This is a genomic window from Methanoregula sp., assembly GCF_050010295.1.
In the GTDB taxonomy this organism is placed as follows: Archaea; Halobacteriota; Methanomicrobia; order Methanomicrobiales; family Methanospirillaceae; genus Methanoregula.
Map to the genome: position 1 here is coordinate 66783 of NZ_JBEKLH010000008.1, position 26985 is coordinate 93767.

General features: G+C 58.0%; 32 protein-coding genes. 13 read left to right on the forward strand and 19 right to left on the reverse strand.

Features of this window, described 5'->3' with window-relative positions; all coding sequences use genetic code 11:
• The first annotated feature begins 64 nt into the window (after positions 1–64).
• The 6 genes from mptA to ABSB80_RS10680 all read left to right on the forward strand — a co-directional run bounded on the left by mptA (position 65) and on the right by ABSB80_RS10680 (position 6898).
• A complete protein-coding gene (mptA, locus tag ABSB80_RS10655; RefSeq protein ID WP_428370598.1) occupies positions 65–1009 on the forward strand; it encodes a GTP cyclohydrolase MptA in 945 nt (314 codons plus the stop codon).
• Between the two features lie 304 nt (positions 1010–1313).
• Positions 1314–2681, forward strand: a complete 1368-nt coding sequence (frhA, locus tag ABSB80_RS10660) for a coenzyme F420 hydrogenase subunit alpha (protein WP_428370599.1) — start codon at positions 1314–1316, stop codon at positions 2679–2681.
• Between the two features lie 10 nt (positions 2682–2691).
• Complete coding sequence (frhD, locus tag ABSB80_RS10665) at positions 2692–3252, forward strand: coenzyme F420-reducing hydrogenase, FrhD protein (RefSeq protein WP_428370600.1); 561 nt, start codon at positions 2692–2694, stop codon at positions 3250–3252.
• Positions 3253–3286: 34 nt separating this feature from the next.
• Positions 3287–4045, forward strand: coding sequence for a coenzyme F420 hydrogenase subunit gamma (frhG, locus tag ABSB80_RS10670; RefSeq protein WP_490356197.1), 759 nt, complete (start codon positions 3287–3289; stop codon positions 4043–4045).
• An 11-nt stretch (positions 4046–4056) separates the two neighbouring features.
• Positions 4057–4983, forward strand: a complete 927-nt coding sequence (gene frhB, locus ABSB80_RS10675) for a coenzyme F420 hydrogenase subunit beta (protein ID WP_428370602.1) — start codon at positions 4057–4059, stop codon at positions 4981–4983.
• A gap of 427 nt (positions 4984–5410) precedes the next feature.
• Entirely contained in the window at positions 5411–6898 is a 1488-nt protein-coding gene (locus ABSB80_RS10680) for a glycosyltransferase family 39 protein (RefSeq protein WP_428370603.1), read from the forward strand.
• Positions 6899–7279: 381 nt separating this feature from the next.
• Here the strand turns inward: ABSB80_RS10680 and ABSB80_RS10685 are convergent, their stop codons facing one another.
• The gene (locus tag ABSB80_RS10685) at positions 7280–8770 is read right to left on the reverse strand and encodes an RNB domain-containing ribonuclease (RefSeq protein WP_428370604.1); all 1491 of its coding nucleotides are present in this window, start codon (positions 8768–8770) and stop codon (positions 7280–7282) included.
• 256 nt (positions 8771–9026) lie between these two features.
• On the reverse strand, positions 9027–9821 hold the full coding sequence (locus tag ABSB80_RS10690; RefSeq protein WP_428370605.1) for a sensor histidine kinase: 795 nt from the start codon (positions 9819–9821) through the stop codon (positions 9027–9029).
• 34 nt (positions 9822–9855) lie between these two features.
• On the opposite strand from ABSB80_RS10690, the gene ABSB80_RS10695 reads away from it, so the two are divergent.
• A complete protein-coding gene (locus tag ABSB80_RS10695) occupies positions 9856–10728 on the forward strand; it encodes a flavodoxin family protein (protein WP_428370650.1) in 873 nt (290 codons plus the stop codon).
• A 60-nt stretch (positions 10729–10788) separates the two neighbouring features.
• Here ABSB80_RS10695 and ABSB80_RS10700 read toward each other — a convergent pair whose 3' ends face one another.
• The 3 genes from ABSB80_RS10700 to ABSB80_RS10710 form a co-directional block, all read right to left on the reverse strand.
• Positions 10789–11187, reverse strand: coding sequence for an SRPBCC domain-containing protein (locus tag ABSB80_RS10700; protein WP_428370606.1), 399 nt, complete (start codon positions 11185–11187; stop codon positions 10789–10791).
• A 93-nt stretch (positions 11188–11280) separates the two neighbouring features.
• On the reverse strand, positions 11281–11493 hold the full coding sequence (locus ABSB80_RS10705) for a hypothetical protein (RefSeq protein WP_428370607.1): 213 nt from the start codon (positions 11491–11493) through the stop codon (positions 11281–11283).
• Positions 11494–11698: 205 nt separating this feature from the next.
• Positions 11699–11887: a hypothetical protein gene (locus ABSB80_RS10710; RefSeq protein ID WP_428370608.1), complete on the reverse strand. Its 189-nt coding sequence runs from the start codon at positions 11885–11887 to the stop codon at positions 11699–11701.
• A 318-nt stretch (positions 11888–12205) separates the two neighbouring features.
• Between ABSB80_RS10710 and ABSB80_RS10715 the strand changes: the two genes are divergently transcribed.
• Positions 12206–13051 (forward strand): universal stress protein, encoded by an 846-nt coding sequence (locus ABSB80_RS10715; protein WP_428370609.1) that lies wholly within the window; start codon positions 12206–12208, stop codon positions 13049–13051.
• A gap of 155 nt (positions 13052–13206) precedes the next feature.
• Here the strand turns inward: ABSB80_RS10715 and ABSB80_RS10720 are convergent, their stop codons facing one another.
• Entirely contained in the window at positions 13207–13590 is a 384-nt protein-coding gene (locus ABSB80_RS10720) for a hypothetical protein (protein WP_428370610.1), read from the reverse strand.
• Positions 13591–14123: 533 nt separating this feature from the next.
• Here ABSB80_RS10720 and ABSB80_RS10725 point away from each other — a divergent pair.
• The 4 genes from ABSB80_RS10725 (at position 14124) to ABSB80_RS10740 (ending at position 16482) form a co-directional block, all read left to right on the forward strand.
• Positions 14124–14264: a hypothetical protein gene (locus ABSB80_RS10725; RefSeq protein ID WP_428370611.1), complete on the forward strand. Its 141-nt coding sequence runs from the start codon at positions 14124–14126 to the stop codon at positions 14262–14264.
• A 350-nt stretch (positions 14265–14614) separates the two neighbouring features.
• Positions 14615–14794 carry a CxxC-x17-CxxC domain-containing protein gene (locus tag ABSB80_RS10730; protein WP_292544394.1) on the forward strand — a complete coding sequence of 60 codons (180 nt, stop codon included), beginning with the start codon at positions 14615–14617 and terminating at the stop codon, positions 14792–14794.
• Between the two features lie 282 nt (positions 14795–15076).
• Positions 15077–15583, forward strand: a complete 507-nt coding sequence (locus ABSB80_RS10735; protein WP_428370612.1) for a hypothetical protein — start codon at positions 15077–15079, stop codon at positions 15581–15583.
• A gap of 326 nt (positions 15584–15909) precedes the next feature.
• On the forward strand, positions 15910–16482 hold the full coding sequence (locus tag ABSB80_RS10740; RefSeq protein ID WP_428370613.1) for a hydrolase: 573 nt from the start codon (positions 15910–15912) through the stop codon (positions 16480–16482).
• Positions 16483–16516: 34 nt separating this feature from the next.
• On the opposite strand, the gene ABSB80_RS10745 is transcribed toward ABSB80_RS10740, so the two are convergent.
• From ABSB80_RS10745 to ABSB80_RS10760, 4 genes are all read right to left on the reverse strand, one after another.
• Positions 16517–16933, reverse strand: a complete 417-nt coding sequence (locus ABSB80_RS10745) for a HEPN domain-containing protein (protein ID WP_428370614.1) — start codon at positions 16931–16933, stop codon at positions 16517–16519.
• Entirely contained in the window at positions 16930–17463 is a 534-nt protein-coding gene (locus tag ABSB80_RS10750) for an ArsR family transcriptional regulator (protein WP_428370615.1), read from the reverse strand. The genes ABSB80_RS10745 and ABSB80_RS10750 overlap by 4 nt, the downstream gene beginning before the upstream one ends.
• 133 nt (positions 17464–17596) lie before the next feature.
• Positions 17597–18082 carry a peroxiredoxin gene (locus tag ABSB80_RS10755; RefSeq protein WP_428370616.1) on the reverse strand — a complete coding sequence of 162 codons (486 nt, stop codon included), beginning with the start codon at positions 18080–18082 and terminating at the stop codon, positions 17597–17599.
• 236 nt (positions 18083–18318) lie between these two features.
• Positions 18319–19218, reverse strand: a complete 900-nt coding sequence (locus ABSB80_RS10760) for a rhomboid family protein (RefSeq protein WP_428370617.1) — start codon at positions 19216–19218, stop codon at positions 18319–18321.
• Positions 19219–19592: 374 nt separating this feature from the next.
• On the opposite strand from ABSB80_RS10760, the gene ABSB80_RS10765 reads away from it, so the two are divergent.
• The gene (locus ABSB80_RS10765; protein WP_428370618.1) at positions 19593–20192 is read left to right on the forward strand and encodes a nitroreductase family protein; all 600 of its coding nucleotides are present in this window, start codon (positions 19593–19595) and stop codon (positions 20190–20192) included.
• Positions 20193–20845: 653 nt separating this feature from the next.
• Here the strand turns inward: ABSB80_RS10765 and ABSB80_RS10770 are convergent.
• The 9 genes from ABSB80_RS10770 to ABSB80_RS10810 form a co-directional block, all read right to left on the reverse strand.
• Positions 20846–21217, reverse strand: coding sequence for an FxLYD domain-containing protein (locus tag ABSB80_RS10770; RefSeq protein ID WP_428370619.1), 372 nt, complete (start codon positions 21215–21217; stop codon positions 20846–20848).
• 290 nt (positions 21218–21507) lie between these two features.
• Positions 21508–21651, reverse strand: a complete 144-nt coding sequence (locus ABSB80_RS10775) for a hypothetical protein (protein ID WP_428370620.1) — start codon at positions 21649–21651, stop codon at positions 21508–21510.
• 66 nt (positions 21652–21717) lie between these two features.
• The gene (locus ABSB80_RS10780) at positions 21718–22332 is read right to left on the reverse strand and encodes a DUF3159 domain-containing protein (protein ID WP_428370621.1); all 615 of its coding nucleotides are present in this window, start codon (positions 22330–22332) and stop codon (positions 21718–21720) included.
• Complete coding sequence (locus tag ABSB80_RS10785; RefSeq protein ID WP_428370622.1) at positions 22325–23695, reverse strand: NAD(P)H-dependent oxidoreductase; 1371 nt, start codon at positions 23693–23695, stop codon at positions 22325–22327. The genes ABSB80_RS10780 and ABSB80_RS10785 overlap by 8 nt, the downstream gene beginning before the upstream one ends.
• A gap of 98 nt (positions 23696–23793) precedes the next feature.
• Positions 23794–24438: a DUF2284 domain-containing protein gene (locus ABSB80_RS10790; protein ID WP_428370623.1), complete on the reverse strand. Its 645-nt coding sequence runs from the start codon at positions 24436–24438 to the stop codon at positions 23794–23796.
• A 17-nt stretch (positions 24439–24455) separates the two neighbouring features.
• On the reverse strand, positions 24456–24728 hold the full coding sequence (locus ABSB80_RS10795) for an AbrB/MazE/SpoVT family DNA-binding domain-containing protein (RefSeq protein WP_428370624.1): 273 nt from the start codon (positions 24726–24728) through the stop codon (positions 24456–24458).
• Between the two features lie 151 nt (positions 24729–24879).
• Positions 24880–25365: a DUF2124 family protein gene (locus ABSB80_RS10800; RefSeq protein WP_428370625.1), complete on the reverse strand. Its 486-nt coding sequence runs from the start codon at positions 25363–25365 to the stop codon at positions 24880–24882.
• Between the two features lie 108 nt (positions 25366–25473).
• Complete coding sequence (tsaA, locus tag ABSB80_RS10805; protein ID WP_428370626.1) at positions 25474–25974, reverse strand: tRNA (N6-threonylcarbamoyladenosine(37)-N6)-methyltransferase TrmO; 501 nt, start codon at positions 25972–25974, stop codon at positions 25474–25476.
• 84 nt (positions 25975–26058) lie between these two features.
• Positions 26059–26847 (reverse strand): hypothetical protein, encoded by a 789-nt coding sequence (locus ABSB80_RS10810; RefSeq protein WP_428370627.1) that lies wholly within the window; start codon positions 26845–26847, stop codon positions 26059–26061.
• Positions 26848–26985: the final 138 nt, after the last annotated feature.

Sequence of the window (26985 nt, forward strand, 5' to 3'; positions counted from 1 at the left end):
ATGACCTATTCCTGTTAAACACACCCATGCTGACCAGTCCCCGGACAAGACATTCTCAAAGGACTTGCCGGATGTCCAGGCAACCTCTCCCGATGTCCGGATCAACCTCACCCGGGTCGGGGTCAAGAACGTCAAGAAGCTTGTCGAAGTCCACCGGAGCGGGAAACGCCCGGTCATTTTCATCTCGAACTTCGATGTCTATGTCGACCTCCCCGGAAGCCTCAAGGGCGCCAACCTTTCCCGCAATTTCGAGGTGATCGACGAGGTCCTCCAGCAGGCGATTGACGGCGAGGTGAACGAGATCGAGAAACTCTGCAGCGTGGTGGCGCGAAAACTTCTCGACCGTCACGAATACGCGGACCGCACCGAGGTCTTCATGCGCAGCGAGTTCATGGTCAAGCGCGAGACCCCGATCAGCCATACTGCCTGCCATGAAGTCGTCAAGGTCCACGCCCGGGCCATCGCCCGCAGGACGTTCAGGAGCCCGATCGTCAGGAAGAGCATCGGCGCGGAAGTGACCGGGATGACGGCCTGCCCCTGCGCCCAGAACATCATGAAGGAACGCGCGATGCACGTCCTGCAGGACCTCGATGTCTCCCAGGACAAAATCGACGATTTCTTCTCCGCGGTACCCATGGCAACCCACAACCAGCGGGGGAAGGGATTCCTCTGCATCGAAACGGACGACGACGAGCACGTTGACCTCGAGAAGATCATCTGCATTCTCAAGGACTCGATGAGCAGCGGCATCTACGAGCTCCTGAAGAGAGGCGATGAAGGTGCCGTGGTGCTCGCCGCGCACAAGAATCCCCGGTTCGTGGAAGACTGCGTCCGCGAGATGGCCAGGAAAGTCCTTGCGGAATTCGAGTACCTTGCCGGCGACTCGGTCGTCACGATCAAGCAGACCAACGAGGAGAGCATCCACCAGCACGATGCCTACGCGGAGCGCCGGGCCACGATTGCCGAACTGGTCGATGAACTGAACGGGGAAAAACAGTTCACCGGCTGAAAACCGGTACAATTTTTCCCGGGTTTTGTAGAAATCGACGGATAAATAATTGGCCTATTATTTTATTGCCCGGGGGCAGTTTTGCGCCAAATATTTTTATCCACCCGATTCCGGGGCAGGATTCTGAAAATAACTCCATTCTGACGCTTTTACCTCTCCGCGATTAAGTCATAAAGGTTATAAAATCGGTAGTACAAGATAGAGTTGAACGTACTCTGTACGGTCAATTATCTCTAGAGATGAGAGATCTTTCGTAAATTTGTACCGCAATACGAACAACTCAACATAACATGAGGCGATAATATTGTCGAAAGTTGTAGAGATTTCCCCAACCACAAGACATGAAGGACACTCAAAGCTTGTCTTGAAGGTTAACGACCAGGGCATCATCGAGACGGGTAACTGGTGTTCCATTACCCCGGTGAGGGGAGTTGAAAAACTCGCCGTCGGAAAGACACCCGAGCAGGTGCCCAAGATCGCATCCCGTGTCTGTGGTATCTGTCCGATAGCCCACAACCTCGCGGCCACCGAAGCAATGGAAGCATCCATCAAGTGCGAGATCCCCAAGGACGCACTGATGCTCCGTCACATCCTCCAGCTGGCAAACCGGCTGCACAGCATTGCACTGCACGATATCCTTATCCTGCCCGATCTTTACCTTCCGGGCACCGAGGTCAAGATCAACCCGTTCACCGCAGAAGAGCCGGTGCGCACCGTTGCAAAGCGCATCCAGCGCCTCCGTGAGATCGGCCAGACCATCGGCCAGATCGCCGGCGGCGACTGCATCCACCCGAGAAACACCCGGGTCGGCGGCATGTACCGCAACTGCTCCGAGCAGGCCAAGATCAAGATGTACGACCTCGCAAAGGAGGCACTGCCCCTTGCACATGCCCAGATGGACCTCATGATCGCGATCCTCCGGAACTACCAGGCACGCGAGTCAGTGGACGTCGGCGGCATGAAGGTCGCACTCCCCAAGACCCTCGGGTACCACAACCAGGGCTACCTTGCAACCCACGCGTTCTACGGCAGCTCAAGCCTTGAGGAATGCCCCAGCTGGGACATCAACCGGTTCAAGGAAGTCAGGCCGTGGGACTGGTACATGGGCGAGATGGACGTCACCCTTGAAGAGCCCCGGTACCCGATCGGCGGCACCACCAAGCTCGGCACCAAGACCAACCCCCAGATGGAAGCCTGCACCGGCATCCCGATGTACGACGGCCAGCCCGTTGAAGTTGGCCCGCGTGCCCGTCTCGCAGTCTATAAGAACTATGACGAGAAGGGCACGGTCGGCCAGAACGTGGCCCGTGAGATGGAGTACCCCGACAGCCTGTACGAGATGATCGACTGCATCGACGCCCTGAACCCGGATGGCAAGGTCGTCGCAGACTACATCCCCGATGGCGACGGCTCCCTCGGCTGGGCATCCAACGAGGCCCCCCGTGGTACCGATGTCCACATCACCCGTGTCAAGGACTGGAAGGTCCAGTACTTCAGCATGCTCGTGCCGACCACCTGGAACTTTGGAACCTGCAGCGCTGCACTCACCGGTGCACCCTGGCAGCTTGCCGAGGTCATCATGCGCGGGTACGACCCGTGTGTATCATGTGCAACCCACATGATCGTACTGGATGAAGAAAACAAGGTAGTGGCTCAGAAGCTCATCCAGTGAGTATAACCTGATGCTGTATTCGGAAATCGTAATAGTTGGGGTTGGAAATCCCCTATTTGGCGATGACGGGTTTGGCCCTGCGGTAATTGAGGAAATGCAGAAGCTCACACTTCCCGACAATGTAACAATACAGGACGGTGGCGCTGGCGCCCCGCACTTTATTTTTAATTTCCTCGATCCCGAAGTGACAAAGAAACTAATCGTTGTCGACATTTCAGATTTTAATGCAAAGCCAGGAACGATTACCAAAATCCCGGGTTCAAAACTAATACCTGGTTCTTATATTGACCCACATTCGTGGGATGGAGCGGATCAACTCTGTCGTATCAGAGATCATATCGATACTACAGTGATCTTGTGCCAACCTACAAAGGTTCCAGAACAAGGGGATGATGGTGTCGTGATGCAACTCTCTGAAGAAGTTCAAAACGCGATTCCGAAAACGATTCGGGTTATACTGGAAATAATAGGAGTGGATTATGGGACTACTATCAATCTTCAGGAAGAAAGACGCCAGCGCGGAACCGCAGAAACCTGCAGCTCCCCAGTCTGGAAAATCGGAATCAACTAAAAAGGAGGTTAAGCCTGTGGCAGATAAAATTACAGTGGGCTACACACACGTGAGTGGGTGTACCGGTTGTACTGTGGCATTAGCAGACAACTATGCTGGATTGTTAACACTCCTCGACAAGTACGTCGACCTTAAGTATATGCCAACACTTGCAGACGCAAGGCACATCCAGAAGGTGGACGTTTCATTCGTTGAGGGTTCAGTCTGTATCAACGACAAACTCGCAGTGGAAGAGATCAAGGAAACCCGTGAAAAGTCAACCATCGTGGTCGCCCTCGGCGGCTGCGCATGCTACGGCAACATCACCCGGTTCTGCCGCGGTGGTCAGCAGAACCAGCCGGCACACGAGGCATTCCTGCCGATCAACGAATTGATCAAGGTCGACGTGTTCATCCCAGGATGCGCACCGACCCCGCAGATGATCAGGAACGTGGCGGTCATGGCATACCTGCTCCTCAAGGGAACCAAGGAACAGAAAGACCTCGCGACAGCATTCCTCAAGCCCCTCATGGCGCTCCCGGTCCAGGGAACCGCATGCGGCGCATCGACAGCCTGCTTCTGCGACCTGATGACCAATGTCATCGACCAGGGTCTCTGCATGGGATGCGGCAGCTGTGCATCGGCCTGCCCGGTCAATGCAATTACCCATGAGTACGGCAAGCCCCAGGGCGAGCGCGACCTGTGCATCAAGTGCGGTGCCTGCTACAACCAGTGCCCGCGGAGCTGGTTCAGCTTTGATGTGGTCGAGAACTATGAGGCGATCAACGAGGCCATAATGGCGGCACTCCAGTGAAGGTGATTGAAATGGGAGCAGAACTCGGTAAATACAAATCAGTCGTCTCAGCCCGGAGCACCAACAAGGAGCTTCTCAAGCACGCCCAGGATGGCGGTATCGTCACCTCGCTGTTTGCATTTGCGCTCGACGAAGGCATCATTGACGGAGCAATTGTTGCCGCAACCAAGGAATTCGCGAAAGCAAACCCGTCAAAAGTCATGAGGGACAACTCGAACTGGGACATGATCGAGCCCTGGAGGCCGATCCCGGCGATCGTCAACACCAAGGCTGAGCTGCTTGCAGCAGCAGGTACCAAGTACAACATCAGCCCGAACGTCTCGATGATCAAGGAGGCAACCCGCAGCTTCGGCCTGGACAAGGTCGGTATCGTCGGTACCCCCTGCCAGATGCAGGCGATCCGGAAACTCCAGCTCTACCCGATCGGTGCCCGGGATGTCGGCGCCAGCATTGCACTCGCAGTCGGTATCTTCTGCATGGAGAACTTCCCGTACCAGAGCATCCTCCAGCTCGTGGAAGACCACGCGGCAATGAAGATGGAGTCCGTCAAGAAGATGGAGATCGGCAAGGGCAAGTTCTGGGTCTACGGCAAGCGCGGACAGGTCGTCCAGCTGCCGCTCAAGGTGACCCACAAGTACGAGCAGCCCGGCTGCCACGTCTGCCTTGACTACGTTGCCAACCTCGGTGACATCTCCACCGGATCCGTCGGCAGCCCCGATGGATGGAGCACCGTCTTTGTCAGGTCCAAGATCGGAGACTCGGTCTGGGCAAAGGCAATGGCAGCAGGCGTTTTCGAGACCCAGCCCATCGAGAAGGTCAAGCCCGGCCTTGAACTCGTGACCAAGCTCGCAAACGAGAAGATCACGAAGAACAAGGCAACCGTCGAGGCCCGCAAGACCTTCGGTGTCGGCAAGGCGCTCAGAAGCCCATACATCTAATCTTATTTTTTTTTTGATGAGAGTCATCAGACTCGAATCATGAGAAGACTCATCAGTGTCTTCGCTGTGGCAAGACTAGCTCGCATTTTTTCCTATGGCCACGAAGTGGACATAGGTATTATAAAATTGAGATAGCCGAGCCTAGAGAAGAATCCGTCAGGATTCTTCGCTGTGGGGAAGGTCATCAGACCCGAGCTACGAGAAGAAAATCATCAGATTTCTTCGAGCTGGCGAAGCTGATGTGCATTTTTTACCTTGTGGACACAGAATTCCCCGAACGCCAGACCAGACTCGTCGTATTGCCGCCTCTTTTTCCCTAGCCGTCCTGTATCGTCGCAGCAACACCGGCCTGATAACCGCTTATCGTTTAATTCATCTGGTAGTAATTGAAATGAACTGAATAATCATCACCATCGAACCCGATCCCATGAAATCAAAAAATAAACGAGATCGAACCGTTTCGTCCAAGAACAAGAGAGCCGGATATACGAATGAGGGCGCTCCGGATCTCTCCGGAATTCTACAAAAGCTTGCCGGATTGTTAACCCGCTATGATTTTATTGTCCTTTTTTTCCTGCTTTTTATCGCGTATAATACCGTCACGGGAATAGGAATAATCAGCGGGGACGCTGCACCCGCATCATTCCTTCCGGCTTCGATCCTGATGAACCATAATCTCAATTTTGATTATAATCCGTTACTCGTTTCCGATCCTGGTTTAAGCTATGCTTTTCCCCTTATAAACGGCCATTACGTCTCGCTGTTTCCGATAGTGACACCAATCCTCATCACGCCGGTATACGGGATATCGTACGTGATATGCAATGTCTTCAGTATCCCCCTCAGCCCCGCTGGATTTTTGATCCTGGCAAAGACCGCTGCCTCAGTCATAGCAGCGCTGGCAGGGGTTTTTTTCTATCTGGCCTCAAAAGAGTTATTTTCTCAGAAGGTTGCGCTTGCAGCGACGTGCATTTTTGCATTTGCCACCAGTACCTGGTCTATCGGCAGCCAGGAATTGTGGCAGCACGGAACGGTGGAACTACTCCTGATTTCACTCATCTACCTCACCGTAAGGAATGAGAAAAAGGAGGGGACAATACATATTCTCCTTCTGGGAATTGTCTCAGGCCTTTTCATTTTCAACCGCCCTCCCGATTCAGTTCTGCTGATTCCCGTGGTATTCTATATCTTCTGGTACCAGAAAGCGAAGCTGATTCATTATATATCCGGTGGAATTATAGGGGGTCTCCCCTTTTTGTACTATAATTATTCGGTTTTTGGAAATGTTTTCGGGGGTTACAATGAAAACATCAGGTTTTTTATCCTGGGTTCCGAGTTTATAAAAAATTATATCGGCCTGCTCGTTGCACCCAATGTGGGACTCTTTATTTTTTGTCCTGTCCTTATCCTGTCAGTTGCCGGATTTCTTACATTATGGCAGATGCATACCAGTAAAATCCAGCAGGTACTGCTTGGTTTTGGACCGGTAATAGTCCTCCAGGTTCTCGTGTATAGTTTTTTCAGCTTATGGGGTTCCTCGGCAGAATATTGTTACGGGCCAAGGTTTTTGACAGGGTTTGTCCCCGTGCTGGGCCTCTACACCGGATTTTTTCTGAACAGTTATTTTGGAACTCCACGAACGAATCATCCCGTACGGGAAAAGAATATTGTTCTGATAGTAGTAGGAATTCTTCTCATCGTTTCAATAATCATCCAGTTTATTGGAGTTTTTTATTATCTTTATTATCCTTACAAGACAATGAACGAGGAGCGTGTATGGAACTGGAGCGATTCGATCATTACCGGAAGTTATACCTATGGATCAGGAAATATCACGGGGATCTATGTCTATACTCTGCCCCCGCTCCCTCCTCTCCTCGAATATCAGTTTCATCCTGTCCCTGCTGGAAAATAGCCAGGGGCGGGATCGGTACTTTACCCTTTTTAATGTTGGTGAGGGTCGAAAGACCCGAACCACGAGAAGAACCCGTCAGGATTCTTCGAGTTGGCGAAGGTCATCAGACCTGAGCAATGAGAAGAACCCGTCAGTGTCTTCGAGTTGGCGAAGGTCATCAGACCTGAGCAATGAGAAGAATTCGTCAGTGTCTTCGAGTTGGCGAAGGTCATCAGACCTGAGCAATGAGAAGACTCATCAGTGTCTTCGAGTTGGCGAAGCTGATGTGCATTTTTCCCTATTGCTATGAGATGGAAACATGGTTTTTCTGAAAAATCTGGTTCAACTGAACCTGGATAAGACCGCCACCGCAGATGGCACAGGTGCCGGAAAAAAATTCCTTTACCCGTTCCCCGAAAACGCAAAATCGATGTACCCGCGGTAGGGGTCAGTACCGAGCAGCCGGACGCGGACCTTCTGCCCGACGCGGAGGCCCCGTTCCCCCTCCACGACCCGTCCTTCTGCCGGGGGAGTGGTGAGCCGGACGTACGTGCCCTTATCGGAGGCGCCGGTGACGAGACCGGTGAACGTCCTCCCGATCTGGTCGCGGAGGAGGACTGCTGCCGCCGCTTTCCTCATGAACCGTTCCGCCTTCTTGGACTCCTTCTCCCGGTCGGTGAGCCAGGCGCAGAGGTCTCCGAGTTCCTGCACGGTATAGGGGCTTGGCTTTCTGTCGATGACGGACTTCAGCAGCCGCTGGATGACAAGGTCGACGTAGCGCCGGTTCGGGGCGGTGCCGTGGGTATAGTCCGTGACCGCGAGGGCAAAGTGCCCGACCGGGGGGGTGCCGGGCTCGAGCAGGGCGTACTCTCCCGGGCCCATCAGCTTGACGACCGTGAGCGAGAGATCGGGGAACCGCTCTGGGTCTGCCTCCTTCCGTGCGAGAAGGAAGCGGGAGAGTGCCTGCACGTCCGGCTCTGCCGGAAGGCTCACCCCGAGTTCCGCTGCCGTCGCCACGATCCCTTCCCAGTCCCGGGGCGTGCGCACGACCCGCTCGATCCGGGGGATGCCTGCTGACGAGAGGAAGGCCATCATGGTCCGGTTCGCTGCCACCATGAACTCCTCGATGAGGGAGCGGGCCGCGTTCTCCTCAACGAGGACAAGGTCCTTGACCGCTCCTTTCTCGTAGACTGCCTGCGCCTCGATCGTCTCAAGGGCAAGCGCCCCCTGCCGGGTTCGCCGCTCTTTCAGGCGGAGGGCCGCCTCGTTCTGCAGCCGGATCTGGCCCGCAAGGCCGGCAACCGCCTGAACGGCGGAGGGTTCCGGGCCGGTCCCCTCCAGCCAGGTGCCGACCTCCTCGTACACCAGTTTGGCATGGTTTGCAACCATTGCCCGGAAGACGCTGCCGTACCGGATGCTCCCGTCCGGAAGGACCGTGTATTCCACGACCATAGCCATGCAGTCCCGCCCGGGCAGGAGCGAGGTGATCCCGCCCGAGAGCCTGAGCGGGAGCATGGGGAACGTGACGATATCGAAGTAGATCGAGGCCCCGTTATGGGCCGCGTGCCGGTCGGTCTGCGACCCTTTCGGGACCCGGAGGTCGACATCGGCGATGGCGACCTGCACGTGGATCCCGCCGTCCCCGCCCTTTTCGCAGTACTCCAGCTGGTCGAGATCCATGGAGTCATAATTGTCGATAGAAGACCAGAGGATGGCACGCAGGTCCTGCACAGTGCCCGGCGCTGTCCCGCGGGCATACGGGTCGATGGCCCCGACCTCCCGGAGGACGGCCCCCGGGTAGTTCGGGCGGAACCCGTACTTCTTCATGACATCCCAGGCAATGGCCTCGAGGTCAACCGGGGCCCTGCTTCGTTCTTCGCCGGTTCGTTTCATGACTGGTGATCATGGATCTGTCTGTTCTCCTCCCATATGTCCTGATCGGCTTTGTCCAGCGGTGAAGGGAGGTGCGGGGAAAACGGGCGGAAACGGGTTGTTTTTCTCACAAACCTCCGGCTGGTATATACAAAAGGGGAGAGATCGCAGCAGGCCCATGACACGGCACTCCGTGATCCGGTGGGAAAACAAAAAAAAACCTGCTGCCGGCCGGGAAGATACCCGGCAGGTGAACCGGTACCTCCTAGCACCCGGGTTATTCCCTGTACCGGTACGCACCGGGCGGAACGGTGATCTCGAACCGCGCTCCTTTCCCCGGCTCCCCGGCCTCGCGGATCGTAATACCGGTGATGCCCAGGATCTCCCGGGCCAGAAAGAGACAGAGACCGGTATTTTTCCCGTACCCCCGCTCAAAGATCTTCTCTTTCTCGTCCGCGGGGACGCCCGCACCGGTATCTTCCCAGGAGATGACCAGGGCCCCTTCACGTTCAGCGGCGCGTACCGTCACCTTCACCTGATCCCCGTCGTACCGGAGCGTGTTGTCCATCAGCTGCTTGGAAAATACCTTGGGGAGCATGGAATCGGCATAGACCCCGGCACCTCCAAGCTCCATTGCAGCTATGCCGGACCGGGAATGGCACTTGCTCAGGATCTCCTCCACATCCTGCCATGCGGGGGCCCTGACCCCCAGGTCCTGGTAGAGCCGGGTAAACCCGATCTGGCGGCGGATGTCGCCGATGGTCTTCTCGATATTCGCGATATGGCCGTTCACCCGGGGATCGGCTGATTCCTCTTTTGCAAGCTCGATAAACCCAAGGCAGACCGAGATCCTGTTGACGATGTCATGCCGGGTGATCCGGGAGAGCAGGTTCAGTTTCCGGTTCGCAGTGGTCAGCGCGTCCTGGAGCATCCGCCGTGCCGTAATATCGTGGACGGTCTCGATTGCCCCGGTGACAGCCCCGTCAGCACCATAGAGCGCAGATGTACTCTCGTGGAGCACGAGGTGCTTCCCGCCCGGCCCGGGGGCCGGGAAGGGGGAGCCGGATCCCACAGGCTCTTATCCTTCCGGGATGGACAATACCGTGATGGAACCTGCACGGGAACTGATCCACAGCGTGACGGCCGGTACCGGGAAAGAACCGTACCAGCTCACCCTTCACCGCGAGGATTTTTCTGCGCTCTATCCCGGCATGGCAAGGTATGTCCTTGCCGTTACGTCCGGCGGCGAGACGCTCGCGGTCTTCCGCACGAACACGTACGAGTATTCCCCGCTCGTCCCCCTCACCGCGGAGACTGCTGCACGGGAGGCCGCCGCCGGGTGGGAGAGGGAGATCCACGACGACCCTTCCGCATTGTTCCGGAAGTACCCGCCGGACCGGGCGGTCCGGCATGCTGCCCCGGCAGTCGATCTCGTCGTCCTCCAGGGAAGCCCCCGGGCAGACGGGAACTGCAGCATCCTGGCCTCCTGGGCGGTTGAAGCTGCGCACGGGGCCGGAAGGACCGCTCAGGTCATCTATCCCCATGACCTGGACATCCACTGCTGCATCGGCTGCTACCAGTGCTACAACACCGGCTCGTGCGTCTTTGACGACGACATGACGGCAATTATCGGTGCAGTCCGGGGCGCATCGCTCCTCATCGTCTGTTCGCCGGTGTATACCAATACCGTGACCGGCGGGCTCAAGCTGGTCATCGACCGCATGCAGGCCTACCATGCCGAGCGGGCGCTGTACGGCGGAAGGCAGGGACAGAAAGGGCTGGTCTTCTCGGTGGCCGGGCGCAAGGGAGCGGAAAATTTCACCTGCATCACCCGGGTCGTGACGGCATTTTTCCGCAACCTCGGCATCGGGCCGGCCGGGCAGGTCCTGGTCGACCGTGCCGATACGGTCAGGGACATCAGGACGCTCGAGGGTATGGAGCAGGCCGTGAAAGAGAAGGTGCGCAGCTGCCTGCGGTAATGCAGGGTTTTTTCTGGTTACAAACCGGGGCCAGCAGGCGCGTCCTTTCCCGCTCCCGCTTTACGTCCCCTTCTCCAGCACCGCTTTCAGCGGCTCCCAGTACCAGGTGTACCAGCCCTGCCGTATCTCCTCGTACTGCTCCTCCGGGACACCGGCCTGGCCAAAGGTGAGTTTCGTTCCTTCCTGGGCCGGTGCAAGCGTGATGGTGATCGTGGAGTGATGCCCTTCCGGCCAGTCGGATGCCCGCCAGCTCTGGACGATCTTCCGGTCCTGCACGAGCTCGAGGTTCCTGCCGCTCGAATAGCCGTCGTTGGTGGAGAACGTTCCCCCTACGGTCCGGCTGATCTCTGCGGCTCCCCCGGTGAAGAGGGCGTGTTTCTTCTCGTCCATGAGCATTTCATAGACCGCGTGGGGAGATGCCGGAAGCGTGAGGGTCTGGTGGATGGTCCTGGTTTTCATTCGGGTGCCTCGTTCAGCTCGAATGATCTCATGCGCAGGGGATTAACGTTTGGATTGGGGAGGGGGATCTGGCGGGTACTCCGGTCGCCCGTGTCACTCTTCCCGCCAGTCCTGCCGGTCGAGCCAGTACATGTACACGATGGCCGTGACGGCACAGATGGCGACGAAAGCCGCAGGCATGTACCACTGCCCCGCGAGGTAACGCAGGAGGAGCGAAAGGAGGATCCCGAGGCCGATGCCGAGGAGGAGCATGCTCGTGACGACTTTCGGGTTGGTGAAGGTGGCGTAGAGTTGCGGGATGTCCATACGTGCTCTATCGGGTTGTTGGGTGGCGCGGGGGAAAAAGTTTTGCCGGGGCGGGCTCCCTCTTTTCTTCCGGGCAGATCGCAGGTTTTCCCTGCGCCGCGCACCCGATCATGTCCGGGGGCGGCGGATCATCCCGGAGTTTTTTCCCGCGCCGCTGTCAGGGCGCTCGCGATCCGGTACACAATCGCCGGTAGATCCGGGGCTGTCAGGCACCCGGACAGCCTGCTGCACTGCTCTTTCTCAGGTACGTGGCCGACCCGATCATGCAGATTCCCTGGATGAGGATGCCGTACAGGATGTCCGGGCTCCCCATGAAGAGGAAGGCCGTCGTGGCGATCGCGATGGCCCAGAGGACGACGATGACGAGTACCGGGTTCCGGCATGGCGGGTTCATGACACCCGGTTGAAAGTACGGAAATAAATGGTTTGTTAAAAAAACCTGGCATGTGTTCCGATCAGCCGACTCTTGATTTCAGATATTCTGCAGGAGCGCCTCTGTCCTGAGTGTCTGGCGTTCTGCCTGCCTCACACCACCAGCCCGGCGATCCATCCGACAAGGATGTGACATCGGCAGCCCCTGCCGGGCCGGGAGAGGCAGGCAATCCCTGCCCGGGATATCCTTAAATATTGCGAGCAGGATCTATTGATTTATTTACGGCAGGGCTCATGCGGGGGAGCTGGTGCCGTAACCTGTGGGGGCCATGGGGGTACTATGTTTGAAAAGATACTGTTCCCGACAGATTTTTCCGCGCACGCACAGGCGGAGCTCGACTGCCTCTCGGGTTTTCCCCACGTCCGCGAGATCCACCTCCTCCATGTCGTGAAAGCGTTCCCGATCCCGGTGATCGAGAGGCTGGCAGCGGAGGTGACAAGGGAATATCTTGAGGAGGCGAAGCGGTACCTGGAGTCCCTGGACCCAGCGGTCACCGTTACCCTCGACGTGACTGCTGCAAGGGATATTGCCGGTGCGATCCTCGATGCGGCAGGAGCGGCAGGGGCAGACCTCATCGTGATCAGCGGTTATGCCACGAGCTTCAGGGCCGGCATCCTCCTCGGGCGGGTCCCGGCAACGGTCCTCTGCCGGATCAGCAGGACCAACGTGCTGGTGATGCCCAACCGGCTGATCGACAGCCTGCAGGGGAAGACCTACACCAAGTTCTGCCGGAACATCTTTGCAAAAGTCCTCTGTCCCACGGACTTCTCGGAGTTTTCAGAAAAAGCGATCGCGTGCGCTGGAGCCGCGGGAGGCGTGCGTGAGATCCTCCTTCTCCACGTGGTACCGGAGGATACCGCACAGGACACAACGCCGTATGCAAAGGCCCGGCTCCACAGGATCCGGGAGGCGCTCCCCCACCGGAAGGTGAAGGTCAGGACGATCGTGACGGGCGGCGACCCTGCCCCCGGGATCGCACGGGTCGCAGGCGAAGAGGATGCCTCGCTGATCTGGCTGAGCGTGGAGGGCAAAGGCTGCCTGCACGAGTTCCTTGCCGGCAGTATCGTGCAGGACGTGGTGACTACCGGGAAACGGCCGGTGCTGGTCATACGATCGGTTGAGTGAGGGGAACCGGAAGTTGCTACGGGTGCAGGACCGGCGGGGGGTTGGGCCGGGGCGGGAATGGTGGCGGGGCGGTGCTCCCGGCCACCGGTCCGGAGGTTTCCCGGGGAGTGCAGGGGCATGGCAGGATGCAGGGGGACTGGCACCCTGCTGAGACCTCATCCCCGGGTTACCACCGGACCCTTGCGGGCCCGTATGAGGTCCAGGCCGACTCCCACCGGTATCAGGAATGTTGCGGCATAGTACACGAACACATCGGGTCCGTAATAGGTGGCCCGGAACAGCAGGACAATGAAGAGGTAGTCGAGCACGACCGCGATCACGGTCCAGGCTGCCCCGATCCCTGCGTAATACGCGAGGGGAAGATCTCTTGCCCTGAACCACCACCACGCGACCGCGATGGTGACCGGGGTGCAGACGATGAGGATGACCCAGCCCATGATGCCCGCAAACGGCGAGAAGAAGAGCAGGAGCGATGCGAGGTACCCGATGAGCCAGAGGCCCGTGCCGAGGCCCGCGGTATCCTTGATCCATTGCTTCATACGTTGTATTGGTGTCGCTCCGCGTCTTGTGCTTTGTGCCGGGGCCGGGGATACCGGAGGAGACGTTGAGTTTTTGAGCTGTTGAGGGCCGAAGGCCCGAAACACGAGAAGGCGGAAAGCCTTCAATTTGGTGAGGGTCATCTGACCCGAACCACAAGAAGACGTACGTTTTCGAATTGGAGAGGGCCGAAGGCCAGAGCCAGGAGAAGAATCCGACAGGATTCTTCGATCTGGAGATCGAAGGTCGGCTTATGCCTCCCTTCTCCTCGTCGGGGTCTTTCAAACCCCTCCGATCTGGAGGTCGAAGGTCAGCTTATGCCTCCCTTCTCCTCGTCGGGGTCTTTCAAACCCCTCCGATCTGGCAGTCGAAGGTCGGCTTATGCCTCCCTTCTCCTCGTCGGGGTCTTTCAAACCCCTCCGATCTGGCAGTCGAAGGTCGGCTTATGCCTCCCTTCTCCTCGTCGGGGTCTTTCAAACCCCTCCGATCCTAAAAACCATACCATGATCCACGTTACGTAAAGAACATGGTGGATGTGACAATATTCGAAGACCGCACGACCAGGCGCCTCATCGTCGGCATCGTTGCGGGGCTGGCCCTCGGGATGGCATTGGACATTGTGCTGGTCGTGTTCGGGGGTTCGGCGTATATGCCGGTAGTCTTTTTCATCCGATAGGTCCATCAGGACCTGGAGGAGGAGGAGAATTCGCGAGAATTCTTCGATTTGGTGCTGGTCGTGGCCCTGGCGGTGCTGGTATGGTAGTCGGACAGGCTGGAGTGAGGGAGCAAAGGCAAGACTTGGGGGATTTCATAATAACGGGAAGGCAGGTATCCGATGTGGATACCTGCGCCCACCGATGTCCCGATAGCCCGCCCCGCCATTCCCGTACTACTTTATCGGCCACCCCCGGCCGATCGTCACTGGAGTACGCAGGCAACCGGGTGTATCAATACAGCACCTCTTATACTTTGGAGACCAATAGAATGGCACACAGTTTCCCATCAAGGACTGTACGAGAAATCATTATGTTTGGTTCATCGAATTTTGGCGGAAACCGCGGTCCCCGTGACTTCGGCCCCCGCGAAATGACAAAAGTAGTCTGTTCAGACTGCGGCAAAGAGTGCGAAGTACCGTTCAAGCCAACTGAGGGAAGGCCCGTCTATTGCAGGGACTGCCTCCCGAAACACCGGAAGCCCCGCTTCTGAAGTGTTTGACGGTTTATCATTTCTCTTTTTTTAGTAAGCGAAAAATCCGCGCAGAGGTTTCTCACGGAGCAGGGCCTGTCCCTCGCGGTGAGGACTAACGGAGGCAGCGAAGAAGTTTTCTTCAGGAAATCCCGGGCGGCGGAGAATCTGCTGTCCGGGAGGCGGGGCAGATCCGGGGAGCGGTCCCTGAGAACCGCCCGTGGCCTGCCGGGTGTTCCCGGAAAATGTAAATAACAATTTTTATCATCCCATATTCCCATTTTCCGGATCGGTGAGATGGTGATGCAAAAAACAATCTGGGGGGGAGCCCTCGTGCTGGGTATCCTGCTGGCCGGTTTCATCTTCATTGCAGGGTGTGACGGGGTATGCGAAAACGGGAAGTGCGGTACCTGGTTCAGCTACTCCGGGTCCCCGACGAACGGGCAGGTCGTACAGCAGAGGACCCTGGTGCTGAACCAGGACATGTCGTATACCCTGGTGTCCAAGACCACCGTACCTTCAACAACGTTTGGCCAGAGCATTCCCGGAAACGACCAGGTGGTGACGGGGACTTGGGAGCAGCTCGCCGGGAACATGATAAAACTGGATCTCCCGGCGTACGGGGGGCAGTCCATGGGGGGCTCGTTCAACCAGTTCATCATCCTCCAGTACGATCCCGGGGTGCCGAGGCTGGTCGTGTACGGGACGGATGGCACGGCAACCTATGACCCGCTGTGCTTCTACCGGAATGCCAATGACTGGGGGCAGCACACTCAGCCGAGCGGGTATCCCTACCCTCTCCCGGCATAATATTTTTCGATCGTCTCCGCCCCGGAACCGGGTTCGCCCGGGACTGGCCCACGCGGTGGGGACTGCCGCGATCAGAACAATCATAAGAACGGGACAGGCAACGACCCGGTTCATACCAAGCCCGGAAAAGAGATACCGGGACATGGATCGTAAGGGACCCTGATTTTCTCCGGCCGGTCACGGGAAAACAGAGGAGCATAACCGCCAGCCGCCGTCTTCGATTGACCTCCTCCGGGCAGCTGACGACGGCGCCCGGGCGCCTGCTGCATTTCATTCACCACAGGAAATAAATAGGGCCCGGCACCCTATGTTCCCATGGTGGCACTATGCCGGAATTAGCACTGGACAGAACAACAACCGCCCTCGTAGTCATCGACCTGCAGAAGGGGATCGCAGCACAGCCCACGAAGCCGTACTCCGCACAGGAGGTTGTCAGGAATGCAGCCTTTCTCGTACAGGCGTTTCGGAAGAACGGGATGCCGGTATTCCTCGTGCATGTGGTCTCGACACCGGAGACGATGCTGAAGGTCAGCAGCGACCAGTCATTCTCCCGTCCTCTGCCCCTGCCCGCGGACTGGTCCGAGTTTGTCCCGGAGATCGCACCGCTCCCGTCGGACGTCGTGATCGGGAAGAAGCAGTGGGGGGCGTTCTATGGCACCGACCTCGAGCTCCAGCTCAGGAGGCGGGGGATAGGCATGATCGTCCTCTGCGGGATCTCCACGGACTTCGGTGTCGAGAGCACCGCCCGGTTCGCCTACGAGTACGGCTTCCAGCAGGTCTTTGCCGAGGATGCCATGGCCTCGATGTCGGCAGAGGGGCACAACGCAGCGGTCACCTTCATCTTCCCGAGGATGGGCAGGGTGCGGAAGACCGGTGAGATACTCAGGGCGATCGGGTAACTGCGTGCGTAATGGCCGGGGCCCGGGACCACGTTCACGACCTTACCAGCTCATATACCGATCGTGCAGATGCAACGACAATGCGGGCAGACTCCTCATGATAGATGCAGCCGTAATCAGCTCCTTCGCGGATGTCCATGGCAAAGGAAAAGTGTTCCAGCACCCAGGGCGAAAGTACTCCGGTATCAACGAGCAGGGCTTCAACCGCATACTTCAGGCAGCGGTGACTCTTCTCCCGGTAGCCTTTGCCGAATATCTGTGAGCGGAGTGAGTGGAAGAGCGAGTAGTACCCTTGGATTATCGCCCATTTCTCCAGGTGGTCCAGAAGCGATCGCTCTGCTGCGGTAAGATCCGCTTCAGCTTCGCGGAGTTCTTTTGCAACAAGTGCCGGGTCAATGGGGATTTTGACGATCTTTCCCCGCTCCAGGCACTCATCGAACCGGTATCTCACACCTGCTCACCCACGAGGAGCTTGCCGGACTGTATCCGCTCGAACAGCGGGCGGTCACGTATCCGGAGCTGCACAGCCTCATCCGGAGAGAGAATGATCGGAGAAATTTTCCGCGATATGGCGGGCTCATAGCGCGAGATCAGGGTCATTGCTGCCGGACGGTCGGTTGTTTCCAGATAGAGATCGATATCGCTCTCCGCAGAATCTTCTCCTGCCGCACAACTGCCAAAGAGGATCATCCGCACGATACCGTTCTGCCCGGCAGTAATAAGCGGTGAGAGTTCGAGCAGGGTTGCAAAAATTTTTGCCTCCCGCACAATCGGATGGGAGATACTGGCACGGAACAGGAGCGTCCTCCCTCTCCGCTCGCTGGTTATCAGGCCCGATTCCTCCAGTGCCCGGAGCTGTTCGCTCGCGGCACCGGTACTGATCGAGAGCGTCTTTGCCAGCTCCCGGACATAATAACTGTTCCGGTCATGGCGCCCGAGGAACGTGAGGATCCCGAGAGCGGGGGTGCCGAATATGTTCATATTATTGAACATATGTTCATTATTATGAACAATTATATTTAGATATTCTGTCATTACCCACCGGAAATTCCGGCCGGTGCACTCCGGGTCAACCTGATGTTCCCGGCCCGGAGGGCGGCCGCCGTCCGGGCCGTCACCCTTTCTTTTCGAGCAGGACCGTCTTCACTTCTTCCGCATGGCCCTTCGGGCTCACTTTCCGCCAGACCGCGACGACAGTACCGGCCGGGTCGATTAAGAAGGTGTCCCGCATGGTGCCGAAAAATTCCTTCCCGAACATCTTCTTCGGCACCCAGGAACCGTACGCCCTGAGCACCCGGTGTTCCGTGTCCGAGAGCAGCAGGATCGTGAGGCTGTGGCGGGCAGCAAAGTTCTGGTGGCTCTCAGGCGTGTCCCCGCTCACGCCGATCACCTGGGCGCCGAGCCCGGCGAACTGTTCGAGGGCTGCATTGAACTGCATCGCCTCGATGGTGCAGCCCGGGGTGTTGTCCTTCGGGTAGAAGTACAGCACCACCCATTTCCCGCGGAACTGTTCGAGGCAGACGGTCATATTATCCGCGTCCGGCAGGCAGAACGCCGGCGCCGGTCTTGTAAGGAGGGGATCCTCCGTAACTGGTGGCATGGGAGAGTGATGGGAGCGGGGGACGATAAGGCTGACGGCGTGGTCCGGGAGGTCCTCCCCGGGTCACCCGCCCCGGCTGATACCCCGTGAAAGGGGATGATCCGGACCGGCCCCCGTACCAGCAACAGCAGGAAGAGGACGCGAGTCCTCCTGCCAGCAACGTTGCGGGCCCGGAAAAACTTTGTGTCCGCCGCCCCAGGGGCCCGGAGGGCGGCCGCGGTACCCCGGATTTCCCGTTACGGCCGGGAGATAACCTCTTTTTCCCCCTTGAAATAGGCGATCTCTTCCAGGTACACCATGAAGAGGTACCCGGCAAGGACGCCGATGACGATGCCGGCCAGGTGCAGGGAGACGCTCACGGTCCGCGTCGAGTTGGCCAGCCGCTCCGGAAAGAGGTTCCAGATGAAGTACCCGAAGATGACGACGATCGCGACGGTGAGGAGCCGGGAAGACCAGGGGAACTTCTGCAGGACGCGGTATAAATCCTTGAACTGGTGGCGGTACGCGAAGGCCGCAAGCACCAGCATGCAGGTCGCGGCAGCCAGGCTGAGCAGGAGAGGGGAGCTCCTCGCGGTGTGGTACAGGAGCATGTAGCGGGCGATGACCCCCGCAGACAGGGCGAGGATACCTGCCAGTACAACACCGTAATAGCTGCGCATCCTCCTCCCGGATGCCTGCTCCAGGTACATCAGCCAGAAGAGGAGCAGCAGCCCCGCGAGCGCCGAATCGATCCCCGAGAGGCCTGCATAATAGCTCGTCGTCACATTGAAGAGGGCAAAGAATGCGCCGAAGATGAGAAAGACGACGACGATCACCTTGGTCAGCACGAGGTACAGCCGTTTCCGGTTGACGATGGTGGCCAGCACGAGGCCGTAGATGGCGATCAGCAGGTATGCGGTCACGTTCCCGAGGAAATGGTCGAAGTCCAGGTGGACAAACGACGACGTGAAGAGCTGGTAGACATGGAAGTCCTGCAGGTCGACCTGCAGGCCCGAGCGGAATGCCGGGTATACCGAGACGTAATACTCGACGACGATCGTGATCGCCGGGATGATGAGCACGATCGCGAGATAGAGGGAGAAGAGGCTGATGTTGATGGTCGATCGGAAGTCCTGGTATTTTTTCACAAGGTTCATGATATGCGGCCGGTCTTTCCCCGTCTGTAATCTATACATCGGTTCCGTTGGGATAAAAAGAGAGGGTCGCACCATGGCCGCCGGCGGTCCCCTTCCTGCTCACCGGTTCCGGGCAAGGCCGCCCGCAATGCCATGACGGGAATGCCGGACCTCCGGGTTACTGCGGGATGCTGAGGGGGTGCGGGCCCGACAGGGTACCCACGGTTTGAAGGCGATTTTATTAAGAAATGGGCGATGGTTCCGGCGCATGAACGGCTGGTCCGGAGATCGTGATGGGATAAAACAGGGTCACCAGCTGAGTACATCACCTGACTGGGAATGGTATAAATACCAGCCCCGGATAAGTGACACGTACCGCAATGCGGGGTGAAGGTATGGAGTTCAGGGAGATTGTGATGTCGCGGTACGCGACCAAGAAATTTGACGGGCGGAAGATCCCCGAAGGGAAGGTCAGCGAGCTCCTGGAGCTCGTGCGGTTCGCCCCTTCGGCCATCAACCTCCAGCCGTGGAAGATCAAGGTTGTCACAGACCAGAAGGTGAAGGAGCAGCTGAAGCCGGCGACGTGGGGCCAGGAGCAGATCACGTCCTGCTCGCACCTGCTGGTCTTCTGCGCGAACCCGGACTTTGACAGCCTGATCAAAAAGGTCGGGCAACTGATGAAAACATCCGGGGTGCCTGAGGAGGCCCGGACGATGGTGATCGGGATTGCAACGGACATGACCGGGAAGATGAGCGGGGAGCAGAAACTCTGCTGGGCGCAGTCCCAGCTCTTCCTCGCGCTCGGCAACGCCGTGAACGGCGCCAGGTCGCTTGGCTTTGACTCCTGCCCGATGGGAGGGTTCGACCCGAAGGAGTATGCCAGGATCCTGGAGATCCCGCCGCCGCTCGTCCCCACGATGCTCTGCCCGCTGGGTTACGCGGCGGACAAGCCAATGCCAAAAGTGCGGTTTCCAAAGGAGGAGATCTTCTTTTAGGGGAGATTCCCGGATTTGTTCACCGGAGACGAGATCTTTTTTCGTTCTTCTCCCGGGTGTACGGAGCGCACGGGAGCCCGGTCAGAAGGTCAGTGCCCGGACTCCTGGTACGTGAGCAGCGGGTGACCGCTCTTTCGCTTCGAAGAAATTTGCCTGTCAACCCGGAATAAAAAATAATTTCAGGCTCTGTTGAAATCCTCGGAGAAACATGCAGTCGCTCTAGGGGGAGACTGCTGTTCGAAGAATTCTGACGAATTTTTCTCTCCTTCAAGGTTCTGATGACCCTTTCAGATTCCCGAAGGGAAGAGCAGGCTGGAGAATGCGGCATCTCATCAGAGATGTGGCAGAGGGAGTTTGGAAAAACTCCCTCTTGTTGAACGTCATCAGACTTGAGACAGGAGAATGCTTCAGTGTCGTCGGACCTGAAGCAGGAGAAGAAGAATCTTCTCCTGACCGAAGGTCTTCGGTAGAACTCGTCAGAGTTCTACGACTTGAGAGAGGGGGTCACCCTCCTGACCGCAGCAGAGTATAAACAAATGATCGGAAAATAGGGTTTCAACAAAGCCCAGTTTCATGAATCCTGGCCATTTCGTTTCCGGTTCCTGGTGAGGGATTCTCCCGGGCCGGAAAACAGGGAACCTTCGGATACGGGGTTATTTTACGATGGTCCCGTCGACCCGGTAATCCTGCGTACATTCCCCGTCAAGGACCGTCTCAAACGTGCTCGACTGCCCGGCCCCCAGCGCGCCGATGAAGACGGACCGCGAATCGCGTATGGTCCCGCTCTGGACATTGACAAGGTTGAAGTACAGCACGACATTCTCCACCGGTGTGTTTCCCGCGTTGTAGGCATACCCGGAAACTTTCCCGTAGCACCCGAGGCCAAACGACCAGCTCTCATCGTAGCCATAGTGGGCCCGGATGGTGTCCTGCACGGTGTCCTGGCCGGTTGTCCCGGCCGAGGTGCATCCCGCGAGGAATACCCCGGCGATGATGAGTATCAGAACGATGGCAGTTTTTTTCATGGACATCCTCTTTTTCACTCTGTTCAGGTATCTGATTATTCCGTCTCGCTATTTGTTGGTACCGGTCTGCCTGTCCCGCTTCTCCCCACCATTCAGCACATCCGGAAGCCCCGCATCCAAGGGTTCTCTTCAGCCCGGGAGTCTCCGGGGGCGGGAGGCGGCACGGATGGCCGTCCGGGGATGCCGGGCTGGCACCGGCCCGGGTCGGGGACACGGTGAAAGCCCGGCAGCAGGCCGGGATGTGCCGGGGAGGGGCATGGACCGGGCGTCAGCCCCCGATCCCGCCGCGCTCACTTCTTCCCGTCTGCGCTGTCGAACCCGCACCGCCGGCAGGAGTAGGTGCCGTCTGGCCTCAGGACGATATTGGCAGCCTGGCACCGCTCGCAGGTCGGGCGATCGTGTTTCACATGGGATGCCTGTGTTCGCTTGTCCATGGCGGATGATTGGAAGAGGGTCTATAAAGATGTGCCGTACGGCCGGCACCGTGATATCCCGGCACGCTATCGCTGGCCCGGACCGCCCCGGTCCCCCGCCGCTCCCTTCCGCTTCCGGACATGGGACGGGTACCAGAGCGTGAACGCGATCCCGGCCGCGAGCACGAGGAAGGTAAGGAGCACGATCGGCCCTTTGTACCCCGGGGGGCCCATGACCGCAGCCGAGGAGAGGCCGAGGTTTATGGCAAACACCGCGCCCCACGCCAGGGTCATGAACCGGTTGGCGGTGAGAAATCCCGGGTGCTCCTGGATCTCTTTTGGCACCATCTCCCGGGCGTACTGCAGGGTGAACGGGTGCCGGGCAAGGACCGAGCCGAAAGCCACCGCCGCGAGGCCCGCGTAGACCAGGACGTTCATCCAGCTGATGATCCATGCCTGGCCGAAGAGCCCGAGCGCGGCCAGCGGAAGCCCGAAGATCGCGAGGTTTGCCCAGGCCATGACCCGGCCCTTCGGCAGGTCGTGGCACCCGGCAACAACGGCCGCGACGAGCGCCGCGAGCAGGGCGATCTTCGCCTGCTCCACGGAGCTGCCGGCGAAGACCGCGTACACGATAAGGGGGGCAAATCCCCAGAGAATGCCCGGGGGGCCCCTCATTGGTGTCCTCCCGGAAGACTCAGGCATTCCTGAGCACCTGTCCGAAGGGCGCTGTCATGTGGTGTTTCATATCGGCAAACACTTTTTTCCGGAAACCAGGGATTCGCATAAGCGGGATGAGGACTGCATTGAATAGCCGGGTCTTCAGGTCTCCCTGCGGAAAATCGAACATCCCGTGCTCCCGGTAGTACCGGTAATCTGCCTGGAATGCAATTCTCAATCCTCCGTAGATGCTGTCCCGGAATACCTTGTGGCCGCCGATCGCGTAGAAGGTTCGCGGGGGGATGTATCCTGCTTCTGCACACCGTACGAGACGTGCTGCCATGGCATCGAGCAGGGCATCAAGTTCCCCGGAACCTGAAACCTCATCCGTAACAAACTGTGCATGACACCCGCCATTGTCTGCCCATGCCGCAAGTGCCTCTTTCAGGGAAGGGATCTGCCCGAGGGGGCCGGCGATCACAAAGCCAATCTGTCTGCCCTCAAGAGCCGGAGTATGGCCCAAAAAAAAACTCCGGTCGAAGAACTGCTTCCATGCCGACGAGAGATACCGGTCGTGCACCGAGCCTGCCATGATGATGATATCCGCGGGCACCAGTTTGTTTTTGAAAAAGTCAGCGTACCCGTCGGTATAAACGCAGGTGTTGTCATAGCCGCACTGGCAGCACCCGAGACAGCCTCCCTTTATATTCACGTCATGAAGGTTGATCATCTCTGATGAGCCGGAAAAATTTTTGAGGAGCCGGTCGGTCATTGCCGCAAGATTGGGGGAACTGCCATCGGAATCGGTCAGGATGACAACTTTTTTTGTACCTGTGCCAGGACTTTTTTGTTCCTTACCCGGGACATACGTGTGAGCCGGCCAGACGAGCGGGGCGTTCTCCCGCTGGACGGGAACCTTTTCCTGTACCGCGGTGATGAGCAGGGATGCGAACTTCTCCAGACGCTTTCGTTCCTCATCAGATAAGAGATCCCTCATCTCCGCGGAGTAAAACCCGAGGTATTTCATCCCGAGATCGTCGCTGACTGCATGGATGTAGGCATGGGCGATCTGGTCGAAGAAATGGATGGATGTTGAGAGCGACGCGGCATAGGTTCCGGCACATGCGTCCTGTGCCTTCCGCTCGAAGATGAGTTCGATAAACCGTTTGTACTGGGAAGAGACGACCAGGTAATAGAGCGGAAATGCCCAGAGGACCATATCTGCGGACCGGATGCTCTCAATAGTTTTATTCCAGGCTTCGGTATCCTTCTCAAGCTTTCGTATGTCATGTGCCACGTTGAGAATCTCATAGCGGTGTTCCGGGAATTTCTTCCGGATGAACGCAACATACTGCATCGTAACACTGATATCGCCCTTCGGGCTGCCATTCAATACAACAATTTTCATGACTTTTTCCTCACGGTTTCCCGTATCTTCACCATTTTTTTCCCTGCATCCTGCAGGGTATCCCTTTCCTGTCCCGCAGGAGGAGGAATTTTTTATCTTTAGTCGATGAGCAGGATTGCAATCCGTTCCGGATTCTCCGGTGCCGGAAAATGGATCGGTATGCCAGCGTCCGCTGCTGTCTTCACCACATTGATCCCGAGCGCTTCCGGGGAGAACCGCATCATGGTCGGGTGGATGCATCTCCCTTCCTGTACATTACAGGTCTCGCATAACCTGCAACCGGGGCCGCATATGGTCGTGAGAGCAAACGTATACCCGGCATTGAAGGCCGCCTGCTCCAGGTCCAGCATGACCCGGTGGAGTTTCCGGGTCTCGGTTACCCAGGCCGTCAGGAATGCGACAGCTGATTCTTTCGATGCTTGTGGAGCTGACGGATCGATCAGGTCGCGGAAGAGGGAATACCGGATCTCTTCCCCGAACTCCGCTCCGGAATGGAACCTGACCAGAAGTGCGTAGTGGTAGTCCCTGAGGGATTGCCTGAAGTCTTCGACCAGCGGTGCATGGGGCGGGCAGGTAAGGGACTTCCCGAACTCGTAGCACCCCATCCTGCATTTCTGCCGGACCCGGTCCTCGACAACGATCCCGTCTGCAGGGATGATCCTCGCATCTGCGGCACCTGCTTCCCGCACTTTGTCAGCAAGGAATCTGAATTCCTCGCATTCCGTCCCGGATTTTTTCATCATAATCTCCGTTCCCGGTATTATTCATCCGGCCTGCTTGCGCTGTCCAGGATCTTCCGTGCGAACTCCTGGAGGGCATCCGCTTTCACGAGCGCAATCCCCCGCTCCACGTCCCCGAGCACCAGCAGGATATCCCCCTGCTTGATGTCGAAGATCTCCCGGGCTTCCTTCGGGATCACGACCTGCCCGCGCTCGCCGACTTTCACGCTGCCGAAGAGGTGTTTCGTCTTCTCTTTCCGTGGTGCGATCATCTCGTCTACCAGGTCATCATTCCCACATTTCATACTTTTCATACAATACCTATTTGTATGATTTTCCATATAAAGGTGTCGCTGGGACCGGATGTTGAGGGGAGAGCAGGAAAATTTCCGCCGCACGGATACAGGAAACCGGAAAAAATCCGGCGGCGGTACAACCGGAATTCTCCAGAGCCGAAAAATGCTCTTACCGGGTGGTCACGACCACCGGGTCTATCGTCGCATCAATTAAAAGATCAAACGCGACCTCGTCAAGCCAGCCGGCCTTTTCGAACATGGACATGAAACAGACCCCGGCCGCCTTCGCGTCGCCGTGGCTGCGGATGAGGTCACGCACCTGCTCTTTTGTCACCGGCATGTTCGGCATCGCAAGCCCGCCCATGATGACGACAAGTTTCGGCCGGACGGTTGCCGGCCCGCCGCAGACCTGCATCCCCACTTCATCGATATTCCGGATCTTCTTTGCCTTTGATTCGTCCAGCAGGGGCACGAAGACCTGTTCGGGCTGGAGCCCGCGGACGGATATGGCGAGGAGCTCGATAAAGGGCGTGCAGGTGCCGGCGCACCCGTAATACGCGATCTGGTCCCCGTCCCTGATCCCGATACCCTGCACAAACTCCCTGAACGGGCGCAGGATGCCGGGGACGCTTGAGTACTTCTCCGTTTTCGTCATGGCGTATCACCCGGTGTCCGGCGCCGGGACGGATAAGGGTTGCGAAAAGAGGAATGCCCGGAGGGTATCCCACCGCCGGCCGGCTCTTTCCTGCACGGCGGGAGCGCATCACCGGAACCGGTCGTCCGACCGGGCCGTCTCCGCATTCCCCGCGACCTTCTCCAGCCAGCCGCAGGACGAGCCCGGGTACGAGTCGAACCCGGGGACATACGGCTTGATGTCGAGGAGCGGGGTGCCGTCAAGGACGTCCACGTCCTCCACTTCCAGGGTCGTGCCCTTCACTCCGATGAGCCGGACGACCGAGAGCCCGATCGCGTTCGGGCGCCGGGGCGAGCGGGTGGCAAAGACCCCCCGGGGCGTCGAATCGAGGAAGGGCGTCACCGTCAGACCGCAGCCTGTGCATTGGTGAAACGCGTAGATCAGGATGATGCGGGCAAACCCGTCGAGGTCAGAGAGCCCTTCCCGGTACTTCCCGAAGACCTCGACCGTCCCCCGGACACCCCGGGCGCCGTTCGGCTGGATAGGCATGCCCGCAGTATCGTGGAACGGGGAGCGGATGGTCCCGATCGGCGGATACGTGAAGGCAGTCGCTGTTGGTTCCGCGTGCATACCGGAGTATCGACCCGCAGACAAAAAAACCTCCCGCGGTTTACGGAAGGCAGGAAAAGAACACCACTGGCCCGGCCGCAGACTTTACAAGCCCAGGTTCAGGGCCGCGACCGTCAGCTGGATCTCCAGCTTCGTACGGTATGTCGCGATATCGTTCCGGAACTGCTGGTTCAGGGATTTTATTACGGTATTCGTCGTTATCAGGGCGGCGTCATCATGCTTTTCCAGGGCATCCACGAGGACGGTGCGCCGGGCTGCAATCTGGTCAGAGACGCTTTGCGCCGCGGAGACATCAATTCCCTGGCTGCTCAGCGAGGCGAGGAGTTCGTTCTGTTTCATGACGGCGAGGTCAAAGACCTGGAGCCTGGCGGCGTCGCCGGCCAGCCAGGCATAACCCTTCACGCCGTCCACAGATTTCCCGACCGATGCAATTGAGTCGTTGATGCTCGACCTCATGTCTCCCGTGCTGCCGTTGAAGATCTGCATCTGCGCCTTGGTCTCCTCTGAGAACTTCCGGGTCAGATCCCCCATGTCGCTGCGGGCCGCGTCAATCTCGTCCACCGTCCCCATGAGCGGTATGGAGGTTGCCGTGGCAAGATAATCCTCCTCGATCATCTGGAGATCTACCCCGCCGGAACCTCCGCTGATATTCGTGATGTAGGTGATGACACCGTCCATGCGGGCTTTCTGGAACCCGGCAAGGTCTGCTGCATGGGCTTTGAGTGCACCGATCAGTGCCGGGTTGTCTGCGGAAAGGTTCTGCTGCTGCACGGGCAGCGGGATAATTTCCGTTGCTGCGCTGGCGAGAGGGACCCCGACCGCTATGAGAAGAAGAAAACACACCCCGATCCTGAAGATGACCTGCCTGTTCATTACCCGCTCCGGATAGTGTCCGCACCCGGCTTCTCCTGTATGCAGAACACGCTACTATCAATTCGGTAGTGGTATTGAAATATTTTCCTGATGGTGAAAGTTATTCATCTAACCCCGCGGTTCAGTCAACCGGGCGGG